Origin of the sequence: Nocardia sp. NPDC056064 (assembly GCF_042266925.1) — a bacterium.
In the GTDB taxonomy this organism is placed as follows: domain Bacteria; phylum Actinomycetota; class Actinomycetes; order Mycobacteriales; family Mycobacteriaceae; genus Nocardia.
Window position 1 is genome coordinate 4122055 of sequence record NZ_JBHJWO010000001.1, and the last position, 14894, is coordinate 4136948.

Below are 14894 nucleotides of genomic sequence, written 5' to 3' on the forward strand. Positions count from 1 at the left end.
GTCTAGGTGGGCTCGCGGCACAGGCGCGGGCGCAGCTGGTCCTCGGGGACGGGGGTACCGGCGTCGAGCGCGTCGAGCAGGGTGCGCGCGTGCGCGATGAGCCCGGCGCGGTCCACCGCGTGCTGCTGGGCATTCGCCGGATAGGCGTCGAGGCGCTCGCTCGCGCGGCGCAGGAGAGTACCCGCGCCCTTGGTGTTGCCGCGCTGGATGTGGGTGATCCCGACGGCGTATTGCGCCAGACCCTGCCAGAGCATCCGCTCGGCTACCGGCCCGTTCTTCCAGGCGGCCTCCAATACCTCGTGCGCGTTGAATGCCAATCCGTCGTCCAGCAGTTGCTGAGCGAAGGTCAGAGTTTGCTGGGGTGCCAGCTCGAGATCGTCGGGAATTCGGGCGACACCGGCGCTGCCGGGCGGCAGTGGCCGTCCGAGTCGGTCCCGGGGGCGGTCGTTGCGGGCACGACCTGCGGCGTCGCGGTCACGGGAGATCATTCCCCCATGATCCACGCCCGGCGCCGATGGTGCTCGTGGGGCGGCTGAGACAGTGCGGAATTTGACGTATCACGGACTAATCACATGGAACTAAATCCGGATGTGTCAACGGGTTCGGGAATGGGTAAGGAGGGCTGGCAATGACCCCGCAAACGCGAAGCTTCGCAAGGTTGGCAAACAGATATGAGAAAGCAAATTCTCATCCGCAAACTTGCGGAAGACCTGCTAGTGTCTCTTCCGCGGGGGCAGCCCCCGGAGGCGGAAACGCCTCGATGCGCTGGTTCGTGCCGATCTGTTGCGCGCACCGTGTGGCAGTGCTGTGTCTGCCACGAAGTAACTCATCGGTCACGCCGTAAATCGGAATGTTCGACGATTCCAGGAGTAATCCCGTTCTCGATGAAGCAAAGGAGCATGTGCCGTGGAAGTTGATGTGACGGACGCTGTGTGGCGGAAGAGCACCTACAGCGGACCCGATGGGAACTGCGTGGAAGTGGCCTTTCTCGCCGGCGGCGAAGTCGCGGTCCGCGACACCAAGGATCGTGGCCGTGGTCCCGTGCTGGCCTTCGGACCGGGAGACTGGCGTGCGTTTCTAGCCGATGTCACCGCGGGAGAGTTCGCCCGCCGCTGAGCCGCGCGGTGCGCAACGAGTCGGCAGTACGGGCCCCGGGTCGGTAGGACTCGGGGCCTTCTCAGGGGTGGCCTATCGTTGCTCGGATGACCAGGATGGCCCCGCGCGACGCGACGATGTTCTGGCTGTCGCGACGCAGTGCCAACGATGTGTTCCTGCTCTACGCGTTCGCCGAAACCGCAACGGCCACCGGTGAACTCCGCGCTTTCGTCGCCGCGCGTTCCGCGCGCATTCCGGATCTGCGGATCCGGGTACAGGAGATTCCGGGCGATCTCGACTATCCGCGCTGGGCGCCCGCCGAATTCACGTCCCAGCAATTCGTGACCCATCCGTCCGACGGTCTGGCATGGCATACCGTGCTGGACCGGATCGGCGAACTTCTGGGTACCGGCCTCACCGCGACCGAGCATCCCTGGCGCCTGCATGTCTTTCGCGGGGTGCGTGACGTGCCCCGCTCGTTCGGACCCGCACTGGTCGCGGTGCTCCAGGTCTCGCACGCCCTGGCCGACGGCACCCGTGCCGCCGGTCTGGCCCGCTCGCTGTTCGGGTCTTCCGAAGTTATCCACAGCGACTCCCAGCAGCCTGTGGACAACCGGGGGATCGGCCCGGGATCACCAGCGAAAACCCTTGTACAGGCTGTGGATTCCTGTGGACAGATCTGGGGATGGACCTCGCGCGGCCTGCCCGCGAGTGTGCTTGGCGCACTGCGTTTTCCCCGGCAGGTGTTCGAGACGGTCCGGCGTGGACGCGCCGCCTACCGTGCGCAACGTGAACTGGCCGACCGGACGGCCGCGGGTGAAGTGCCCGCGGCCGCAACCGGCTTCGCGCCCTGCCTGCTCAATCCCGCCGCCCCGGTCGCCGCCGACGCGCATCGCGTCCGGTTGCTCGTCACCGATTCCGATACCCTGCGCCTGCCCGGGTACACCGTCACTCTCGTTGCGCTGACCGCGATTTCGGTCGCGCTGCCCGCCTACCTGGCCGAACGCGGAGAAGTTCCGGCCCGCCTCGGCACCGCGCTGCCGATGGCCGTGCCCGCCGAGGGCCCCGCGCGCAACAACTACCGCGGCTTGTCCATCGACCTGCACATCGACGAACCGGACCTGCGCGCCCGCGCTGCCCTCATCGCGAACGAACTCGCCACCCGCCGCGAGCGAGCGCTGAATCCGCTGCTGGTGGTACAGAATCGGGTGGGGGAGACGGTGCCATCGATCTTCGCCGTCCGCGATGTCGCCAACGCCGATCTCGACAGCGTGCCACCCGAACTCGACGGCAACACCGTGGTCTCCAGCGTCAACCGCGGTGCCGCCGATCTCGCCTTCGCGGGTGCCCCGGTGCTGTTCACCGGCGGTTTTCCCGCACTGGGCGCGGTCATGCACCTGACCCACGGCGTGCACGGCATCGGTGAAACCGTCACGCTGTCAGTGCATTCCGATACCGCCGCGGTGCCCGATCCGGACCGCTACCTGGCCTTGCTGACCGAATCCCTGACCACCGTGGTCGCCGCGCTGCGCTGACGCCGCCTGCCCGCCCTGGCCAGTTCGATGCCGATGGTCTGCAGGGCCGAGTGCAGCGCCGTCGCCGGATCGGTGCCCGCCGCCTCGCCCTCGATCAGGCCGTCGACCCGGAACGGGCAGGAGTAGCCGGACTCGTCCGGGTGCGGATGACCGATCTCGATGAGTGGTTCCGCGCGGGCGGGGGACTGGGCGTGGATGCGTTCGTACCACTCGATCACCGCGGGTGAGGCTGCGCGCGTTCCGGTTTCGTAGTGGCCGAGGGCGGCCCGGCTGTAGGGCACCCGGGTGGCCAGCGCGGTCAGCGAGAGACCGGCCTCTTCGCGTAGCGCGCGCAGCCGCGCTCCGGTCGCGCTGTTGTCTTCCCCCTGGACGCCCCGACTGGACATGGACCCATCGTAGAGAACTGTAGACATTTGTAGACGCTTTTTGCTGTCCAAAAGGTCTTGACGGCGACCATACTTTTCTTCGGCGGCTTCGACAGCACCATACCGCGCCACCCGTGCAAGTACTGACTCGTTCGGAGGGGACAGATGGAAATCTACGCGTGGATCGTCATGGGCCTGCTCGTGTTCGGGGCGCTGACCCGCTACCTACTACTGCTGCCGCCGGTCGATACCGGGCGGCCCAGCGTCTACGACATCGCGCTGCGGATTCAGGCCGAGCGCGCGGTGCCCGGCCACGACTCGACGGTGCCGTCGGTACGCACCAGCTCCGAGAGGAGCTTCTCGGCATCGGATTTCTCCCTGGCCAGGGCGCTCCAGCCGCGCACGAGCCCGTCGACCCCGGCCTTCGTGGTCCACGAGCCGACGGCGTGAGCGCCTTGGGGATGCAGCGAGTAGTAGATGACACCGACCGGGAAGGCGATGTCCATCCCGCGCATCCAGCCGGTGAGCGCGTCACCGTCCCAGACCCGCATCTCGCCGCGCACCTGGGCGACGGGATCGTCGGGCGCCGCCGGGGATTCGGCGTCGGAGTCGAGCAGCAGGTGGTCGCCTTCGTGCCGGATGGTCACCGGCGCTATCTCGACTTTTTCGCCGGCGTCGGCCGGTTTCTGCCAGGCGGCCCACCACCGCCCCGCCAGGTCGACGCGGTTGTCGACGATCCCGGCGAGCTCGGCCAGCGAGATCTGCAACGCCTCGGCCAGCCGGATGGCGACCGGCAGCGTCGGCGACTGCTCCTCGGACTCGTAGCGGGTGATCTGCCGCGAGCTCACCCCGATCGCGGAGGCGAGCGCGGGCTGCGACAGCCCGAGCAACCGCCGCCGCTCCTGGATCACCTTCCCCGTCCCGGTGTTCATACAGACATCGCCTCCATCGCCGGCCCCTACCGTCACACCCTGCACGACCCATCCGCACCAGACCCGCCGGTATCGCGCGCCGCGGCCCGTGCTCGCGAAGACCACTGGCGCGCCGCACATGCCGACTGCGTGGCCGATTCTCCCATTTCTTCGCTGCGCCAGGCCCGTTTCGTGCTGACTCAGCACGACGGATGCGGACCGCGGTGCCTGCAGCACCTCGCCGCGACGGCCTACAGCACCGGCCTGATCGAGGACATCTGAGTGCGCGCCGACACGTTGACGAAGTCGTTGCGAGACGGTGAACACAGTCGGGGCGCTACTACCGTCGAGGTATGAGCGCGGACCCACAGCCCGATGGCGAGGGCGACACGATCATCGAAACCCCAGGTCGACGTCGCCTGTGGCCGTTTCGCCGACCGTTCATCCTGCCGTCGCAGCGTGCCACGGCCGACAATATCGTCGCCGCGCCCACCCCGCTCAAGCCGATCGATCTCACCGACGACGCCGAGGTGTCGCAGGTGCTCGATCTGGCGGTGCGGGTGGGCGAGGTGGTGCTGGCCGCGGGCACCAGCGTCGGGGACACCTCGGCGCAGGTGCGCTTCATCGCCTCGACCTATGGTCTGGACAAATGCGACATCGACGTCACCTTCGACGCGATCCGTATCTGGGCCGACCGCGGCCTGAGCCTGCCGCCCGCCAGCGATATGCGGGTGGTGAAGAACCGCTCGCTCGACTTCACCCGGCTGGCGGCGGTCGACCGGTTGACCCGCCGGATCCGCAGCCAGGCCGTCCCGGTCGACCAGGCGCACGCGGCGCTCGACGAGATCGTCTCGCTGCGCCACCCCTATCCGCGCTGGATGTCGACCGCGGGCTGGTCGCTGCTGGCCGCCGCCATCGCGGTGCTGCTCGGTGGCGGGGTGGTGCTCGCGGTGATCAGCTTCGCGACCACCGCGCTGATCGATGTGGTGAACCGGGCCCTGCACCAGCTCGGTCTGCCGATCTTCTTCCAGCATGTCGTCGGCGGAATCCTCGCGGCCGCACCGGCGATCGCGCTGGCGGCGGTCAGCGACGACTGGCGGGCCGAGGCGGCGCTGATCGTCGCGGCGGGGATCACGGTGCTGCTCAGTGGTTTACAGCTCGTCGGTTCGGTACAGGACGCCATCACCGGCGCGCCGATCACCGCCGCGGCCCGCATGCTCGAACTGGTGATGATGACCGGCGGCATCGTCGCCGGTATCGGCCTGGCACTACGGGTTTCGGTGCTGCTCGATATTCCGGTGCCCGAGATCGCGGCGAGCGCGGGGCGCGACACCGGCTATCTGGCGGTCACGCTGCTCGCCGGTGCGGTGGCGGCGATCGCCTTCGCGCTGGCCTGTTACGCGGAGCGCCGGGCACTGCTGGCGGCCGGGCTCAGCGGTGGCGCGGGCACCATGGCCTACCTGCTCGCCCAGGACATCGGCTTCGGCCCGGTGATCTCCTCGGGCATCGCCGCCACCCTGATCGGTATGGCCGGTGGTCTGATGGCGCGGCGCGCGCTCACCCCGCCGCTGGTCGTCGCGGTCGCGGGTATCACCCCGCTGCTGCCCGGTCTGAAGGTGTACCGCGGGCTCTACGCCCTGCTCGAGGACGAGACCCTGCTCGGCTTCAGTCAGCTGCTCGGCGCGTTCGGCGTGGGCTGTGCCCTGGCCTCGGGTGTCGTGCTCGGTGAGTGGTTCGACCGTCTGCTCAGCCGCCGCGGCGCGCCCCGCGACTTCGACCCGACCTACTCCAGCGACCGCTAGAGCTGGGCCAGCGGGCGCGGCCCGTCGGCGGCGGTGTCGGCCGGAGCCGGGTCCTGCACGCGGGGCTTGCCCGCCGCCCAGCGCATCTGGCTGCGCGCGGCGGGCGCCTCGGTCGAGGCGGGGACCACGAGCAGCGCCAGGGCGGCGCCGTTGCTGCCGACCAGGTGCATGATGCGCGAGCCGGGCTCGGTCTCGCTGCCGGATTCGCCGGTGTTCCAGTCGAATCCGAGGCGAGCCAGCTTGCCGATGCGCGGGCCGACCGCGTGCACCAGCTGGTGCAGTTCGGTCATCGGCTGGTCGGTTCGCGGCCACCAGGCGCCGTCGATCGGGCCGGTGGTGCTCTGATGGTCACGCAGCATCAACCGGATCGGCCCGGTCGCGCCGCGGCCGATGCTCGTTTCAGGTGCTGTATTCACTGACAAGGTTCTTTCTGAGTTCTGGGCGGTCGACGACGAACGAGACGTCGACCGGCGCACGCCGTCCGCTGCGGACGGGCGCGATGGATGGGTACCCACTTCACTGTGTCGGCACGCACACTTCTGCCGAAGGGGCGACAGGGCGAAGGGGTGTGGTGGGGGTCTCCCGCACTGTCGGGCCCACTCTACGGGTGCGCACCGACAGATCCACCGATTAAAACGAGCAGGGCCCCGACCGGCGAACCGATCAGGGCCCTGCTGTGGCGGAGGATAGGGGATTTGAACCCCTGAGGGCGTTAACCCAACCCGCGTTCCAGGCGAGCGCCATAGGCCACTAGGCGAATCCTCCGTGGAGCAGCATAGCGGGTGGCAGGGGGCCGATGCCAAACCGGCCCCCGCTTGCCCGCTCCGACCTGCTACTTCTTCAGCGCCGCGAGGACCTTGCGAACCTGCGCTTCGGCCGCGGCGGCCAGGGTGGACTTGTCCACGCTGCGCATGCTCTCCACCTCGATCTCGACCTTGACCGAGATATTGCTGTCGTGCGCGGCCACCACGTAGGTGTAGTCGTCGGGGATGGAGCTGTAGGTCTGCTCCTCGTAGGCGTAGTACGCCTCCGAACCCAGGCCGCTGACCGCGCCGTTCTCGTAGCCCTTGCCGGTGGTCCTGGTGTCGGAGCTCTTCCAGCGCGAGTAGTCGGACTCGGTCTCGCTCTCGGTCTTGAACTCCACCTGCAGGTTCAGGTTGGCGCCGTTGGCGTCGCGACCGGAGCTCTTGTTCTGCGCCGAGCAGTTGTAGGAACCGCCGCCGATGTACTCGTAGGGGGCGTGTTCGGTGTGCGTGGTGGTCTGGCGGGTGCTCGACCACTGGTCCAGCACCGTCAGGTCGACCAGGTCGCAGGCGTTCTTGCCCTCGATGAACTCGTAGTTGCCCGCCCACTTCGACGAATCCGGCCCCAGCGCGTCCTCGGCCTTGTTCGCGGCGAAGACCACCAGGCCGATCACCAGCACGCCGACCAGCAGCACCGAGCCGCCCACGATCCACCACACGGTGTTGTTGCCCGAGGACGGCGGGCGCGGCGGCGGCGCGCCCCACTGCTGCTGCGGAGCCTGGTAGGGCGCGGCGAACTGCGGTTGCGGCTGCGGCGCGCTCGCATACGGGTTGACCGGCGGGGCGTAGGCGCCGTGGTCGCCGGTGCCGCCCGGGTACGGCTGCGGTGGCGGGGTGTAGCCGCCGTGATCACCGATGCCGCCGCGCAGCACGGTCGGGTCCGCCTGCCCTGGGTTCGGCGCGTCGGCGCGCGGCTGCTCCCACCACTGCACGGTCGGATCGGACGGTGGTTTGTCTCCGCTCGGCGGCGGATTCTGGCCGGTCACTCGCGAACCCCTCCTGAGTTGGTCGGGGAACTCCCCCCTTTGCCCATGTCGCGCCGATCGTAACCAGTTCGCACCTTCTCCAGCGACCTGTCGTCCGACCCCGCCGATCGCGAGCCGCGCCGGATACCGCTACACTGGCCGACGGATCCCGCGCGGCGCGCATCCTGTGAACTCCCCCAGGGCCGGAAGGCAGCAAGGGTCAACGGGCTCTGCCGGGTGCGCGGGGTCCCCTCAATTTTCGAGGGGCTCGGCCCGATCGAAGCGCCTACGCACCTTCGCAGCGTGCGAGCCCGATCCCGCCCCGGATACCCCAGCGATTCCGGGCAACCCCCGGGTAACGTTGCGGGTACCCCACCTTGCTGCTTCGAAAGGCTGCCCAGGATGCCCCGGCAAACGCAGATCGGTTTGATGAGCCACGCGGAACTCGTGTCCGAGCACGAGTCCCAGACCGCGAATTACGCGACGCTCCAGACCGAGAAGCTCACGCTGGATCTCACCCGAGGTAAGCCCTCGCCGGAACAACTCGACCTATCGTCGTCGCTGCTCGCCCTCCCCGGTGACGGCGACTTCCGCGACGGCTCGGGTACCGACTGCCGCAACTACGGCGGCCTCACCGGCCTGCCCGAACTGCGCGCCATCTTCGGTGAGCTGCTCGGCATCCCGGTCGAGCAGCTGCTGGCGGGCAACAACGCCAGCCTCGAGATCATGCACGACGTCATCGCGTTCTCGATGCTCTACGGCACGCCGGACTCGCCGCGCCGCTGGGCCGCCGAGGAGACGGTCAAGTGGCTGTGTCCGGCCCCGGGCTACGACCGGCACTTCGCCATCACCCAGGCGCTCGGCATCGAGATGATCACCGTGCCGATGAACAACGACGGCCCCGACACCCACGCCATCGCCGCGCTGGTGGCCGACGACCCGCAGATCAAGGGCCTGTGGGCGGTGCCGAACTACTCCAACCCCACCGGCGTCACCTACTCCGAAGAGGTTGTCCGCGAGCTGGTCTCGATGCAGGCCGTCGCGCCGGACTTCCGTCTGTTCTGGGACAACGCCTACGCGGTGCACCCGCTCACCGACACCGCCGACCCGGTCCTGGACGTGCTCGGCCTGGCCGCCGCCGCGGGCAACCCGAACCGCCCGCTGGTCTTCGCCTCCACCTCCAAGATCACCTTCGCCGGTGCTGGCGTGAGCTTCTTCGGTGCCTCGCAGGCCAATATCGACTGGTACCTGTCGCACGCGTCGAAGAAGAGCATCGGCCCCGACAAGCTCAACCAGCTGCGTCACCTGCGGTTCTTCACCGACGCCGAGGGCGTGCGCGAGCACATGCAGAAGCATCGCGCGCTGCTCGAGCCCAAGTTCGCGCTGGTGCGCCGCATTCTCGAGGACCGACTGGGCGCGTCCAAGGTGGCCTCGTGGACCGAGCCCAAGGGCGGCTACTTCATCAGCCTCGACGTGCTCGAGGGCACGGCTGCCCGGGTGATCGCGCTGGCCAAGGAGGCGGGCATCGCGCTCACCGCCGCGGGCTCGGCCTTCCCGTACGGCAAGGACCCCGAGGACAAGAACATCCGCATCGCCCCCAGCTTCCCGCAGCTGCCCGAACTGGAGAAGGCGATGGACGGCCTGGCCACCTGCGTTCTTCTCGCCGCCACCGAAAAACTGCTCGACCAGCACTGACCCGACGGCCGGGCGCGCAGACCGCGCCCGGCCGGTTCGTCAGTCCGGCTTGTGTGCCAGGACGCCGAACAGGGTGACCGAGATGTGGATGTCGCCGCGTTCGGCGCCCGCGCGCAGGTCGGCGAGCAGTTGGTCGCGGTCGGCGGTGGTGATGGTGCCGCGCAGGACCGCCAGGTCGGCGATGCGGCTGACCAGCGCGCCCGCGCCGACGGTGCGGTCCTGGACCAGTGCCTGGGAGCCGACCTCGTCGACGACCAGGCCGGCGCCGGTGAGCAGGCCCGAGAGCCTGCGCCCGGAGTGCGGGTTGGTGGTCGAGGAGATCAGGGTGTCGATCACGGCGCGCACCACTCGCGGATCGCCGGGGTGCACGATGGCGGTGGCCCAATCGCTGTCGACCACCACCGCGCGCCCGCCGGGGCGCAGGACGCGGGCGATCTCGGCGGCGGCCCTGGCCGGGGCGGTCAGGTGCTGGAAGGCGCGTTCGCAGAGCACGGCGTCGAAGGCGTCGCCGCCGAAGGGCAGGCCGTAGGCGTCACCGGAGACGAATCGCGCGGGGGAGCCGTACTCGGTGGACCGGCGTTCGGCCGAGGCCAGCAGGTTGGGGTCGGGTTCGACGCCGATCGCGGCGCCGGTCGGGCCCACCGCGTCGGCGAAGGCGAAGACCTCCGAACCGGTGCCGGAGCCGACGTCGAGGGCGCGTTCGCCCGGGTGCAGCGCGAGCGCGTCGTGACTCCAGGCGCGCAGGCTGCGCATCCCGGGCTGGGTGACCTCCAGATCGTGGGCGTCGACGAGTTGGTCCTGGCCCGCTTGATCGAAACGGTCTGGACGGGGGGTGTAGTTGGTCATGGGTACCGCCATCATGAACTCAGAGGCTACTGGTGAAATGTGTCACGATGAATGTATGACTCGTACGCTGTGTCTTGCGCAGGAACCCGAGGCCGACGAACTCCTCGGTAGCGACGATTTCGCGTTGCTGCTGGGAATGTTGCTCGACCAGCAGTATCCGATGGAACACGCGTTTCGCGGTCCGCGCAAACTCGCCGAGCGAATGGGCGGATTCGACCTGCGCCGCATCGCCGAGGCCGATCCCGCGGAATTCGAGGAACTCGCCGCCACGCCACCGGCGATCCACCGCTACGGCCGCTCGATGGCGCGCCGGGCCCAGGCGCTCGCGCAGTACCTCATCGAGAACTACGACGGGGTGCCCGCCAACCTCTGGACCAGCGGCGATCCCGACGGCAAGGAGGTGCTGCGCCGGTTGCAGGACCTACCGGGCTTCGGCGCGCAGAAGGCGAAGATCTTCCTGGCGTTGCTCGGCAAACAGCGTGACGTGCGTCCCACCGGGTGGCGAAAAGCCGCCGGTTCCTACGGTGACGAGGGCTCGCGGCGCTCGGTCGCCGACGTCGTCGACGCCGAAACCCTCGCCGAAGTCCGGGAATTCAAGAAACAGGCGAAAGCGGCGGCGAAAGCGGCGGGCTGAATTCCCGGGTTCCGATCTCGCTGTTTTTATCCCTCGTCCCGAGCGCGGATCTGCTCGAAGCTTGCTTCTCGAACAGCTCCACCACAGATGAGGGATTGGCAAGTTTATGAAGATGAGGAAGCTCGCCGTGGTTGCGGCGCTCGTGACCCTGGCGACCGGTGTTGCCGCGGGCACCTCCTACGCGGACCCCGCCGCCGAGGCCGCCGCTCCGATCAATTTCAGCGCTCAGGAAGTCAACGGCACCTCGGTGATCACCACCGACGCCGGCTCGCTGGTCGTCGAGGAAGGCGCCTTCAAGGTCAAGGCGGCCGACGGCACCACGGTGGCGGCCACGCCGCTGTCGTTCCGCCTGGACGAGTTCGAGCTGCCGATCGCGGCCGACATCTCCGGCAACACGGCCGTGCTGACCCCGCAGCTGGACCCGGCCAAGGCCGTCTACAAGCCGGTCGCCCTCCCGTTCGAGGACAAGGCGCCGTGGAAGTCCGAGTACGACCGTGAGCAGGCTGCCTGGAGCCGTCTGACCTCCACCATCTCCCTCGGTGCCGCGATCGGCACCCTCGTGGGTGGCCTGGGCGGCGGCGCCGTGGGTTGCGTGCTGGGCGGCATCGCCGGCGCGACCGTCGCCTCGGCGACCATCGTCGGCCTGTTCGGTCCGTTCATCCCGGCGGCGGCCATCGGCTGCATCGGTGGCATCCTGGCCATCGGCGCGCTGGGCACCCTCGCGGGCCAGATCCTGATCACCGCTCCGGTGGCGATCGGCGCCGTGATCCAGTACGTCACCACGATCAACCAGCCCTTCACCGCACCGGCCACCAAGTAGCCGTCGCGCACCCCGCAACGCCCCCTCCGGTCCCGCCGGCGGGGGCGTTGCCGTGTCGAGGGGGCTGTATTGCGCGCCGGTCACAAACGGCTGACCTGCGGATATGGTGTGCCGCACAGCACAATCCGCCGGTTCGGCTTGGATGGGTGCGAATTCGGTGTTAACTTGATTGTTATGTCCGGCAACCATCCCCTCGCAGCGCGTGTCACCTACGTGACCGCCGCTCTGGGCTTGCGTCTGCCGTTGACCCGCGAACTGTGTCGTTCCTGCCGCTGCAGCTGAGCCGCTCCGGCTCGTGTGCTGCCACGTCACACGTGTAGGCAATCCCGTTGGGACAACGGGATTTCAGCAAGGAACTTCATATGTCTGCTCCCACCATCGATCGCCCCCTCTCCCGGGCGGGTGCCGGTCGTCCTCGTGTTTCCCGCCCCGTCGTAGCTCCTGAGCTGCGCCGCAGCGACAATCCCGCCGCCGCCGTGCTGCGTACCGCCGCCTCCGGCCCGGTCTCGCGCGACAATGCCGCGCGCACAACGGGTCTGAGCATCGCGACGGTGAACCGGCAGGTCGCCTCGCTGCTCGCCGCCGGGCTGCTGCGTGAGCGCCCCGACCTCACCGCCGCCGGTGCGGTGGGCCGCCCTCGGGTGCCCTTCGAGATCGACCACGAGGCCTACCTGACCATCGGCATCCACATCGGTGCCGCCGCGACCAAGATCGTCGCCGCCGACCTGCGCGGTCGCATCCTCGGTGGGCTCGCCATCGCGACGCCGCAGACCGGCCAGGATTTCGCGGTCACCACGGTGGCCCGCAGCGCCAAGGCGTTCCTGCAGCGCTGGCACAAGCGCACCCCGCTGTGGGCAGGCGTCGCGATCGGTGGCCGGGTCGACCCGCACACCGGCGTCGTCGACCACCCCAAGCTGGACTGGAAGGGCGCTCCGCTCGGCCAGGTCCTCGGTGACGTGCTCGAACTGCCCGTCTCGGTGGCCCCGCACGTGGAGGCCATGGCCGCCTCCGAGCTGCTGCTGCCCACCTTCGACGCGCGCCGCCCCGAACCCGACACCGAACTGCCCGCCACCCAGCACGGCAGCAGCCTGTACTTCTACGTCCGCGAGACCGCGGGCATCGCCGTCACCCTCGACGGCCGGGTGCACACCCCGAGCAACGGTCCCGGTTCCATCGCGCACCTGCCCACCGGTTCGGATGTGCAGTGCACCTGCGGTCGGCGCGGCTGCTTGGAAGTGACCGTCGGCGACCGGGCCCTGCAGGCCCGCGCGGTCGGACGCGGCATCATCCCGGCCTACAACGGCACCGTGGGCACCACCATCGCCGATCTGTACCGGGCCGCCGAGTCCGGTTCCGAGCCTGCCAGGGAACTGCTCGCCGAACGGGCGACCATGCTCGGCCAGACCGTGGCCCTGGTGCGCGACATGCTCAACCCCGACCGGGTGGTGCTCGGCGGCCAGGCCTTCACCGGCTACCGCCCCGCCCTCGGCCACGTCGCGCGCGCGTTCACCCAGAGCACCCAGCTGCCTCCCACCGACATCCGGATCAGCGGATTCGGCGGCAAGGTACAGGAATTCGCCGCCGTGGTCACCTCGCTGAGCGCGCTCTACGCCGATCCGCTCGCCGCCATCCGCCGGGTGTAGTACCCGGCGGACGGGGGCGGTTCACCTCGGGTTGAACGCGCCTTCCAAGGCGGTGATGAAGAACGGGAACTGCGACGCGAAGCGGTGCAGATCGCGGTCGCGGTCGTAGCCGGCGAACCAGTACAGGCCCGGCTGCGAATCGGCCGACGGGTCCATGTCGCGGAAGGTGCGCACCCAGTTGTCGGCGCGGCCGCTGATCACCGTGTAGGGCAGGGCGCGGGAGAACACCGTCTCCTGATCGATCGGCGGGATCTGCTGACGCGCAACGGCATCCAGGCCGCGCTGCATGGCGCGGATGCGGCCGACGGTGGTGTCGCCGAAGGTGGTGCGCGTGGGCAGATAGTTGGGCAGCAGCATCGCCGCCCCGCCCGCCAGCGCGATGGCGACGCCGACCAGCGCGTGCCCGGAGGTCAGCGCCAGCGCCACGGTGGTCACCGCGCCGACCGCGATGAGGGCGGCGCCGATCCAGCGCGGCAGCGCCCGCTGCTTCGGGTCGGCGAAGGCGCCGGTGGCAACGGCGTCGGCGCGCATGGCGGCCCGGATCGGTTCCAGCTCTACGCGTCCGGGCGCGCGCAGTTCACGCACGGCGACGGTGTCGGTGCCCTCGGGCAGCAGCATGTCGTAGACGACGCGCTCGTAGTCGCGCAGCTGGTCGTCGGGCGCGTTGACGCGGCTGATCCGCCAGTCGTCCTCGCCGCGCGCGTTCACCGGCGCGATCCACAGGTAGCGGCGGACCGCGAGATCCACCACGGTGGCGGCGATGTCGACCGGATCGACCTGTTCGTCGAGCAGCAGGCCCGCCTCGCCGGGCAGCACGCCGTCGGGGGTGGTGAAGTCGACCCGGCCGCCCTGCTGGGTGAGCGGTTCGAAGGTGTCGTTGCCCGCGACGGCCTGGGCCGCGCGCTTGCGGGCGAACAGGACGTAGCCGATCATCGCGGCCAGCGCCGCCAGCAGCGCGCCGAAGGCGGCGAAAACCGGTGCGGTGAACGAGAACGGACCGGCGGCGCTGCCGTCGCGCACGTCGGCGTTGGCGGGCACGGTGCCGGGGGGCATCTGCAAGGTGAGGTCGATCGCGTCACCCTTGCGCAGATCGGTCTGGGTCAGATACAGCACACCGTCGGGTTCGGTGTGCACATCGGCGCACGGGCGCGCGTTGCCCGCCGGGCCGAGTTTGCAGTCGACGATGCCCATTTGATAGCTGGGGCTGATCACCGAGACATCGAGCGCGGCGATATCGGCGTTGAGGACGCCGAGCCAATGGAATACCTGGGTGCCCGGCGCGTCGGCGACGGTGTTGTGCACCGAGTAGGTGAACGTGGATTCACCCGGCTTCGCCTCGACCACGAATTGATCATTGGCCGTGGTCGCGGTACCGGCGCCGGTCGCGGTGACATCGGTGACCTTGAAGACGCGCTCCACGTCGTCGTCGATCTGCACGCGCAGCGGCAGCGACATCGTGAAACTGCCGTCGGCGGGGACACCGACGGTCTCGGTGACGCGGAGCACACCGTCCTCGGTGAGGGTGAGGTCGGCGGTGATCGTGACACCGGCGGGCGCGGGCTCCGTGTGGGCTACCGGCGCGGCCGCGAGCAGACCCGCCGAAGCGAGTAGCAGCGCGCCTGCGGCGCCCCCCCGAAAAGTCAGCATGGCTGCTTACTCTAGACAGCTTGCTATCCTGCGTCAGCGGCTGTCGGCGACGAACTAGACGAGGGGGTACGGGGGACGTGACCCAACCACCGTACGGATATGGCCCGGCAGGGCCTGGTGGACGTCGGGTTCC

At 69.3% G+C, this 14894-nt stretch carries 15 protein-coding genes, 1 tRNA gene and 1 other RNA gene; 9 read left to right on the top strand and 8 right to left on the bottom strand.

All coding sequences use genetic code 11. The features are described 5' to 3' along the window. Nucleotides 1–2: 2 nt before the first annotated feature. Complete coding sequence (locus ACFC06_RS19085; protein WP_375932692.1) at nucleotides 3–488, bottom strand: DUF309 domain-containing protein; 486 nt, start codon at nucleotides 486–488, stop codon at nucleotides 3–5. A 418-nt stretch (nucleotides 489–906) separates the two neighbouring features. Between ACFC06_RS19085 and ACFC06_RS19090 the strand changes: the two genes are divergently transcribed. Next, nucleotides 907–1116 (top strand): DUF397 domain-containing protein, encoded by a 210-nt coding sequence (locus tag ACFC06_RS19090; RefSeq protein WP_375932695.1) that lies wholly within the window; start codon nucleotides 907–909, stop codon nucleotides 1114–1116. An 86-nt stretch (nucleotides 1117–1202) separates the two neighbouring features. Beyond that, complete coding sequence (locus ACFC06_RS19095; RefSeq protein WP_375932698.1) at nucleotides 1203–2630, top strand: WS/DGAT domain-containing protein; 1428 nt, start codon at nucleotides 1203–1205, stop codon at nucleotides 2628–2630. Here the strand turns inward: ACFC06_RS19095 and ACFC06_RS19100 are convergent. Both ACFC06_RS19100 and ACFC06_RS19105 read right to left on the bottom strand, forming a co-directional pair. Next, nucleotides 2576–3016: a helix-turn-helix domain-containing protein gene (locus ACFC06_RS19100; protein ID WP_375932701.1), complete on the bottom strand. Its 441-nt coding sequence runs from the start codon at nucleotides 3014–3016 to the stop codon at nucleotides 2576–2578. The two genes, ACFC06_RS19095 and ACFC06_RS19100, sit on opposite strands and share 55 nt — an antisense overlap. A gap of 266 nt (nucleotides 3017–3282) precedes the next feature. Beyond that, on the bottom strand, nucleotides 3283–3927 hold the full coding sequence (locus ACFC06_RS19105; protein WP_375932704.1) for a helix-turn-helix transcriptional regulator: 645 nt from the start codon (nucleotides 3925–3927) through the stop codon (nucleotides 3283–3285). A gap of 129 nt (nucleotides 3928–4056) precedes the next feature. Here ACFC06_RS19105 and ACFC06_RS19110 point away from each other — a divergent pair, with 129 nt between their 5' ends. Both ACFC06_RS19110 and ACFC06_RS19115 read left to right on the top strand, forming a co-directional pair. Further along, nucleotides 4057–4188 (top strand): hypothetical protein, encoded by a 132-nt coding sequence (locus ACFC06_RS19110; protein WP_375932707.1) that lies wholly within the window; start codon nucleotides 4057–4059, stop codon nucleotides 4186–4188. A 71-nt stretch (nucleotides 4189–4259) separates the two neighbouring features. After that, entirely contained in the window at nucleotides 4260–5708 is a 1449-nt protein-coding gene (locus ACFC06_RS19115) for a threonine/serine exporter ThrE family protein (RefSeq protein WP_375932710.1), read from the top strand. Here ACFC06_RS19115 and ACFC06_RS19120 read toward each other — a convergent pair. The 3 genes from ACFC06_RS19120 to ACFC06_RS19130 form a co-directional block, all read right to left on the bottom strand. Beyond that, nucleotides 5705–6124 carry a DUF5994 family protein gene (locus ACFC06_RS19120; RefSeq protein WP_375932713.1) on the bottom strand — a complete coding sequence of 140 codons (420 nt, stop codon included), beginning with the start codon at nucleotides 6122–6124 and terminating at the stop codon, nucleotides 5705–5707. The two genes, ACFC06_RS19115 and ACFC06_RS19120, sit on opposite strands and share 4 nt — an antisense overlap. 261 nt (nucleotides 6125–6385) lie before the next feature. Then, a tRNA-Ser gene (locus ACFC06_RS19125) sits at nucleotides 6386–6473 on the bottom strand. Nucleotides 6474–6540: 67 nt separating this feature from the next. After that, nucleotides 6541–7497: a hypothetical protein gene (locus ACFC06_RS19130; RefSeq protein WP_375932716.1), complete on the bottom strand. Its 957-nt coding sequence runs from the start codon at nucleotides 7495–7497 to the stop codon at nucleotides 6541–6543. 140 nt (nucleotides 7498–7637) lie between these two features. Between ACFC06_RS19130 and ffs the strand changes: the two genes are divergently transcribed. After that, an RNA gene (gene ffs / locus ACFC06_RS19135) (signal recognition particle sRNA small type) lies at nucleotides 7638–7732 on the top strand. A 146-nt stretch (nucleotides 7733–7878) separates the two neighbouring features. Further along, a complete protein-coding gene (locus tag ACFC06_RS19140; protein ID WP_375932719.1) occupies nucleotides 7879–9171 on the top strand; it encodes an aminotransferase class I/II-fold pyridoxal phosphate-dependent enzyme in 1293 nt (430 codons plus the stop codon). Between the two features lie 39 nt (nucleotides 9172–9210). Here ACFC06_RS19140 and ACFC06_RS19145 read toward each other — a convergent pair whose 3' ends face one another. Then, nucleotides 9211–10017, bottom strand: a complete 807-nt coding sequence (locus ACFC06_RS19145) for a methyltransferase domain-containing protein (protein WP_375932722.1) — start codon at nucleotides 10015–10017, stop codon at nucleotides 9211–9213. A 55-nt stretch (nucleotides 10018–10072) separates the two neighbouring features. Here ACFC06_RS19145 and ACFC06_RS19150 point away from each other — a divergent pair, with 55 nt between their 5' ends. The 3 genes from ACFC06_RS19150 to ACFC06_RS19160 all read left to right on the top strand — a co-directional run bounded on the left by ACFC06_RS19150 (nucleotide 10073) and on the right by ACFC06_RS19160 (nucleotide 13114). Continuing rightward, entirely contained in the window at nucleotides 10073–10651 is a 579-nt protein-coding gene (locus tag ACFC06_RS19150; RefSeq protein WP_375932725.1) for an HhH-GPD-type base excision DNA repair protein, read from the top strand. Between the two features lie 106 nt (nucleotides 10652–10757). Then, a complete protein-coding gene (locus ACFC06_RS19155) occupies nucleotides 10758–11471 on the top strand; it encodes a hypothetical protein (protein WP_375932728.1) in 714 nt (237 codons plus the stop codon). 362 nt (nucleotides 11472–11833) lie between these two features. Beyond that, entirely contained in the window at nucleotides 11834–13114 is a 1281-nt protein-coding gene (locus ACFC06_RS19160; RefSeq protein ID WP_278260686.1) for an ROK family transcriptional regulator, read from the top strand. 21 nt (nucleotides 13115–13135) lie between these two features. On the opposite strand, the gene ACFC06_RS19165 is transcribed toward ACFC06_RS19160, so the two are convergent. Further along, complete coding sequence (locus ACFC06_RS19165) at nucleotides 13136–14761, bottom strand: DUF2207 family protein (protein ID WP_375932731.1); 1626 nt, start codon at nucleotides 14759–14761, stop codon at nucleotides 13136–13138. Between the last annotated feature and the right edge of the window lie 133 nt (nucleotides 14762–14894).

Excerpts from the sequence above, each read along its gene's own strand:
- ACFC06_RS19155 (WP_375932728.1), top strand. The coding sequence starts at position 10,758 with ATGAAGATGAGGAAGCTCGCCGTGGTTGCGGCGCTCGTGACCCTGGCG.
- ACFC06_RS19150 (WP_375932725.1), top strand. The coding sequence starts at position 10,073 with ATGACTCGTACGCTGTGTCTTGCGCAGGAACCCGAGGCCGACGAACTC.
- ACFC06_RS19145 (WP_375932722.1), bottom strand. The coding sequence starts at position 10,017 with ATGACCAACTACACCCCCCGTCCAGACCGTTTCGATCAAGCGGGCCAG.
- ACFC06_RS19160 (WP_278260686.1), top strand. The coding sequence starts at position 11,834 with ATGTCTGCTCCCACCATCGATCGCCCCCTCTCCCGGGCGGGTGCCGGT.
- ACFC06_RS19165 (WP_375932731.1), bottom strand. The coding sequence starts at position 14,761 with ATGCTGACTTTTCGGGGGGGCGCCGCAGGCGCGCTGCTACTCGCTTCG.
- ACFC06_RS19140 (WP_375932719.1), top strand. The coding sequence starts at position 7,879 with ATGCCCCGGCAAACGCAGATCGGTTTGATGAGCCACGCGGAACTCGTG.
- ACFC06_RS19105 (WP_375932704.1), bottom strand. The coding sequence starts at position 3,927 with ATGAACACCGGGACGGGGAAGGTGATCCAGGAGCGGCGGCGGTTGCTC.
- ACFC06_RS19085 (WP_375932692.1), bottom strand. The coding sequence starts at position 488 with ATGATCTCCCGTGACCGCGACGCCGCAGGTCGTGCCCGCAACGACCGC.
- ACFC06_RS19115 (WP_375932710.1), top strand. The coding sequence starts at position 4,260 with ATGAGCGCGGACCCACAGCCCGATGGCGAGGGCGACACGATCATCGAA.
- ACFC06_RS19095 (WP_375932698.1), top strand. The coding sequence starts at position 1,203 with ATGACCAGGATGGCCCCGCGCGACGCGACGATGTTCTGGCTGTCGCGA.
- ACFC06_RS19100 (WP_375932701.1), bottom strand. The coding sequence starts at position 3,016 with ATGTCCAGTCGGGGCGTCCAGGGGGAAGACAACAGCGCGACCGGAGCG.